Origin of the sequence: Candidatus Cryosericum odellii (assembly GCF_003570935.1) — a bacterium.
GTDB classification, from domain to species: Bacteria; Caldisericota; Caldisericia; order Cryosericales; family Cryosericaceae; genus Cryosericum; species Cryosericum odellii.
Genome location: NZ_QXIU01000215.1, coordinates 1 through 5,044, shown reverse-complemented (window position 1 = coordinate 5,044; position 5,044 = coordinate 1). Strand labels below are relative to the sequence as shown.

General features: G+C 61.3%; 4 protein-coding genes. 1 reads left to right on the top strand and 3 read right to left on the bottom strand.

Annotation, left to right across the window (positions count from 1 at the left end; genetic code table 11):
* Positions 1–131: 131 nt before the first annotated feature.
* Entirely contained in the window at positions 132–1,142 is a 1,011-nt protein-coding gene (locus SMC5_RS08840) for a type IV pilus twitching motility protein PilT (protein WP_119120415.1), read from the bottom strand.
* Between the two features lie 210 nt (positions 1,143–1,352).
* Between SMC5_RS08840 and SMC5_RS08835 the strand changes: the two genes are divergently transcribed.
* Positions 1,353–2,324, top strand: a complete 972-nt coding sequence (locus SMC5_RS08835) for a hypothetical protein (RefSeq protein ID WP_119120414.1) — start codon at positions 1,353–1,355, stop codon at positions 2,322–2,324.
* Positions 2,325–2,354: 30 nt separating this feature from the next.
* Here the strand turns inward: SMC5_RS08835 and SMC5_RS08830 are convergent, their stop codons facing one another.
* Positions 2,355–2,720: a P-II family nitrogen regulator gene (locus tag SMC5_RS08830; protein ID WP_119120413.1), complete on the bottom strand. Its 366-nt coding sequence runs from the start codon at positions 2,718–2,720 to the stop codon at positions 2,355–2,357.
* A 57-nt stretch (positions 2,721–2,777) separates the two neighbouring features.
* Positions 2,778–5,044 (bottom strand): DEAD/DEAH box helicase (locus SMC5_RS08825; protein ID WP_133299194.1); only part of this gene is annotated, 2,267 nt, incomplete at its 5' end.

Below are 5,044 nucleotides of genomic sequence, written 5' to 3'. Positions count from 1 at the left end.
AGCATCGAGAGCGCCGGCATCGTCACCCGTCAGGTGGCGGACATCATCTCCTAGCAACAGCGCATCAATCAGAGCATGACAGGAAGGGGCGCGGCCATGGCCGCGCCCCTTTTGCATTTCCAATGTTAGATCTAGTCCCTGACGTTGACTCCTGCCCGCAGGGCCACGTCGGCCGCAACGATCCCCTTGGCTACAAGCTCCTTGACGCACTTCTCCATCGTCATCATCCCCATGGCGCCGCTCGTCTGCATTGTGGAGACGATCTGGTAGGACTTGTTCTCACGGATAAGGTTCCGGACCGCCGGTGTCGCTATCAGTACTTCTGTGGCCACAACCAGCCCGTTGCCGTCTTTGCGCGTCAGAAGCTGCTGTGTCACGATCGCTGACAGGACGTTTGCCAACTGGATGCGAATCTGACCCTGCTGACCGGCGGGAAAGACGTCGATGATACGGTCGATGGATTGTGGAGCCGAATTAGTGTGCAGGGTCCCGAACACTAGGTGTCCGGTCTCAGCTGCCGTCAGAGCTGCAGCAATTGTTTCCAGGTCTCGCAACTCCCCCACGAGAATGATATCAGGGTCTTCCCGCAATACAGCACGCAGAGCATGTGCGAACGATTCCGTATCCTCGCCCAGCTCCCGCTGGACCACGATGCCCTTGCGATGCTGGAACAGGAACTCAACAGGGTCCTCGACGGTGACCGTATGCACGTCGCGTTCCTGGTTTATCTTGTCGATCATTGCCGCAAGCGTCGTCGACTTGCCATGGCCGGTCGGGCCCGTCACGAGCACAAAGCCCTTCTCCAACTTGGTGAGACTCTTCACGACGTCTGGCAACCCGAGTGAATCGAGGTCGGGGATGGTGAACGGGATGCGCCGCATGGTCGCGGCCATCGATCCCCTCTGCCGGAACACGTTCACGCGGAACCGCGCCAGTCCTTTGACCGAGTAGGAGAAGTCGAAGTCCAGATGTTGCTTGAACACGGCCTTCTGGTCGTCATTCATGATAGGGTACACGAGTGCTTCGATGGCGCCGCCCGACANNGCCTGTAGATGCAGGTCCGAGGCTCCGCGGTTCACAACGATCTTCAGGATATCGTCCAGGCCCCTGATTTCTACGGGTGCCCTGTTGAGTTCTTCCATCAGTACCTCCGAATCGGCCGGACAGTCAACGCTTGTACCGCGCCTTCATGCAGTATAGCAACACACTGAAATGAAGCGCCATCATGAGGCGGGGAACGGCATGCCAGTACGACGTGCTGGACATGATTGACAAACCTACGTGGGGGCAGTAGCATGAACTTGTAGTCATGGGGCGCATGACTACCGTACTCGTCCACTGGGAGGCCTGTCATGAACATCAACACACGCATCTGGGAAAATAGCATCACAGATCTGCCACAAGGGGACCAGCAGGCTGAGCAGTTCGAGCACTACGCCCGCGAGTTCTTCATGCCCGATAGCATTGCTCCGTCCGTTTATCTCGCCAACGTGGCTGCGCTGATGGAACAGGCGGCCGAGGAGAATGGAGTCCAGCCGACCCCATCGGCAGCCAAAATGGCCTTGTCGATGCAGCATCCCATCGGCTTCCCGACATGGTTTCTCGCAGCTTATCCAGACGTTGCTCTCTGGTTCTCATCACAGGACGGTCCGGACCGCAAGGCCGTCGACGCCGAAGTGACCAGAAGATCGGCGGCATCCGGAGCCGCAGCTAGCCATCTCGTCGACGAAAACGGGTTCTTCGCTCACGCCGTCCTGAGGACGCTCGTCGACCTGTACCGCGAACGCACAACCTCTGTGCTGGAATGCACGGCTCCTGATACCGACCTTCAGGAAGAGGGTGCAGCCGGCTCGACAGACGAACAGGCTCTGACAGCCCAGCAGGCTGTAGACTTGATGGCCGCCAACATCACTCGTTATGAGCGCGAGTTGGCAACCAGCTACGGGGACAGGTTCGCGGGCATGCGGCCACGTCTGACGGTCGCAGGACTTCTTCAACTTGGTTACTACGTCCTCGTAGATCACGTCATCCCGTTGGCGACACTCGTCCAGGCTTCCGACGAATCGGCATCAGCAGACGATCCGGTCGTCGAATTCGTGGAGCGGCTCGAGATAGAGGTATTCTGCGCCGAGGGAGGGGACAGCGAACGAAAGCGCATCGAAGAGGCGTGTCACCTCCTGCGTTCACGCATTCTCGACGTCGTCCTCCAGACCCGTACCAACTTCGAAGAAACGCCGTCGCTCACTGCGGCCACCGGCAATTTCATGGATCTGCCCCAGTTCGAATCCCTGCGACAGGCCATCGGCATCCGCCCAGCCAGCTAACAAGCCATTCTGGTCGGAAGCGAAGTCCGGCTAGGGGGTGTCCGAGGGCAACGGTTCCGGCTCGATCAGTCCGTATGCCTCGGCGACGGGGACGACGAACATGATGCCAACGCCCTTCTGGGTCATGTCCCCGACGGCGTCGAGCACGACCTTCTTGGCGCGCTCGAGGGCTTCCGTGTTGCTGATGACCGTGAAAATCGTTCTACTGCTCTCCTGCACCGGCGAACCACCCAGCAGGCGAGCAATGCCGGCCACGATCGGAATGTCGGCTGCAAGCATCTGACCCATGCCTCGGCTGTCGATGACAGTTGCGCCACCGACATCAATGGCAGTAAAACCCTCGAGTACCTTGCGTACATGTGCATCACTGTTCAGCACAGCAACTAGCAGGAACATTAGCACCTCCGGAAAACATGCATCTTCAGTATCAGTGTGGCGGAGGACGGTCCCCTGTCAACTGCCGCACGATGGACGGGGGTCCAGGAGCTCCCCATCGGCGAGCGGCAGAGGCGTCTCTTCCGGCTGCGCGGGCGTTACACTGCGATGAGGCGTTGATGCAGACGCGGTGTCCTGCGCGGTCATGTCGTCCCCGAATCCTCGGCGTCTGCGCCCCTTGCCCTTTGCAGCCTCTGGATTGCGCCCAAGCAAAGACTCGGGCACGAACCCCGCGTTCTTGAGGAAGAACCAGTTGGTCGCAGGCAGGTCGAGAGCCAGGTATGCCGAGCGTGCTCCACGTTCCAGCGTCCCCTCCAGCACCAGCGGATGGGAACCGATCTGGATGAAACTCTCGAGGACTCCCTCACCGGGATACGGCTCGGACGCGCCGAAGTGACGCGCAGCTGCACGCAGGCCGTCATGGTCGGCGTAGTGCAGACGGCAGTCCGGTGAAACCGACGCCAGGAGACGTGCCATGAGAGGTGAAACGTGGGCACCCTGCGGCACACCCACAGTCACCGTGTGGCGCGCGCTGCGGGCCTGTTCGAGCAGCCAGCCCTGGTGCCGGGCACGTTCCCCAACGACGATGCGCTGACCGTCCACGACACGGTTAGGCAACCACTCTCGGACATCGCTGAGAGCCCTCGGGTCAACGCGCCGCACAGCTCCCTCCTGCTCGATGATGCTGACAATATGCCTCAGGACCGAATCCTGCGCCCCACGATCGTGCACGAAATCGAGGTCGCCCACCAGGATGAACTTGCCGCGCGCACGACTAAGCGCGACGTTCAACAGGCGAGGAGCCGGGTCGACGTCCCAGTCCTCCAGATTTCCCCGTGTCAGTGTCGACATGGACCACTGTGGTTCTCCGTCGGTCAGCGAGAAGATGACGACGTCCACCTCAGACCCCTGGTAGCGGTGGACGGTCGAGATCGTCAGCCGTTCCCGGTCCAGAGCCAGTTCGCGCGCCATGGTCCCCAGCAGGCGCGCCTGGACGGTATAGGGCGTCACCACCCCGATGCTGATATCCGGGTAGCGAGAGAGCATGCCCGCGGCAATCGTCAACACCGTGACCGCCTCCACCAAGTTGAGGCGGGAGTACCCCTTGACCTCCCGGTAGCACCGTGTCTGCAGCAGCGAGGTGTCCACGGCGGCCATGGCCTGTCCCTCGAACGGAGCCAGGCGCGCAATGGAACTGGTGCGGACGATGATACGCTCGCCGTCGTCCAGCCGGTCCTGGTAGAACAGCCGGCTCACGGTTGAACGGATGGTCGGGTGCATGCGGTACTGCGTGCGCAGCATTGCCATGTCGGGCACTTCCTGACCCGCGCGCACTGCCTGCGTGATGCCCCGTACCTGGTAGATGTCCCGCTGGAGCCACTCGCGGACAGCAGGCGTGGTACCTGAGGCAATCGGGGGCAGCTGCATGAAGTCTCCCGCGAAGACGATTTTGCCCTGTGCCCTCGATGCGGCCAGCACGTCATATGGCACCAGCGACATGCTCGCCTCATCAATGATGACGACGTCGAACGAGCGCTCCATCAGTTCGTCCGACAAGGCCAGCTTTGTCAGTGTCGTCGCGACGACCTGCGTCTCCGCAACCAGCTTCTTCAGTTCCTTGTCGACACGGTGACGCAGTTTGCCCATGTCGCCCCGCACCGTCTCGAACTCCGCAGTGTCGAACAGCTCCTCTCGCTTCGCGTGTTCCAGCAGGTCACGGCGTCTGGACTGAAGACCTACAAAGCGCTCAGCGTCAACGTTGCGCCTGGCAAGGATGTTGAGTGGGTTGATGTCGGACTCGACGAGGAGGTCGCGCCTGATGAGGATGCCGTATCGGATCATGGCGCCCTGGGCAAGGTACGGTGTCCCCCGGCAGGCGTTCACCACGGCAAGCGTCGCAACGTCGACTGCCGCGTTGCTGTGTGCCAGCAGCAGAACACTCTTGTGGCGCTCGATGAGTTCGCGCACGAGGTAGGCGACGGTCCACGTCTTGCCGGTGCCCGGAGGACCCCAGATGAAGCTGACATCGCGCTCAGCGACCTTCTGTAGTGCGTCCCGCTGCGATGGATCCAGCCACCGGTTGTCCACAAAAGCGCCGTTCAGCTCGGGCAGACTGTTCCCGGGAGCGGGAGGACTCAGCAGGGCAAGGGCCCGGCCGCAATCGTCTTCGTCCTTGAGCGCGTTCAGCCTGTCTTCCAGCTTCAACAGCAGGTCCCATGGCGTGGCAATCATGGTGGCCGCGCGCACCTGGGCCCCAAGGAACTCGCTGGAGGCAATCGACACCA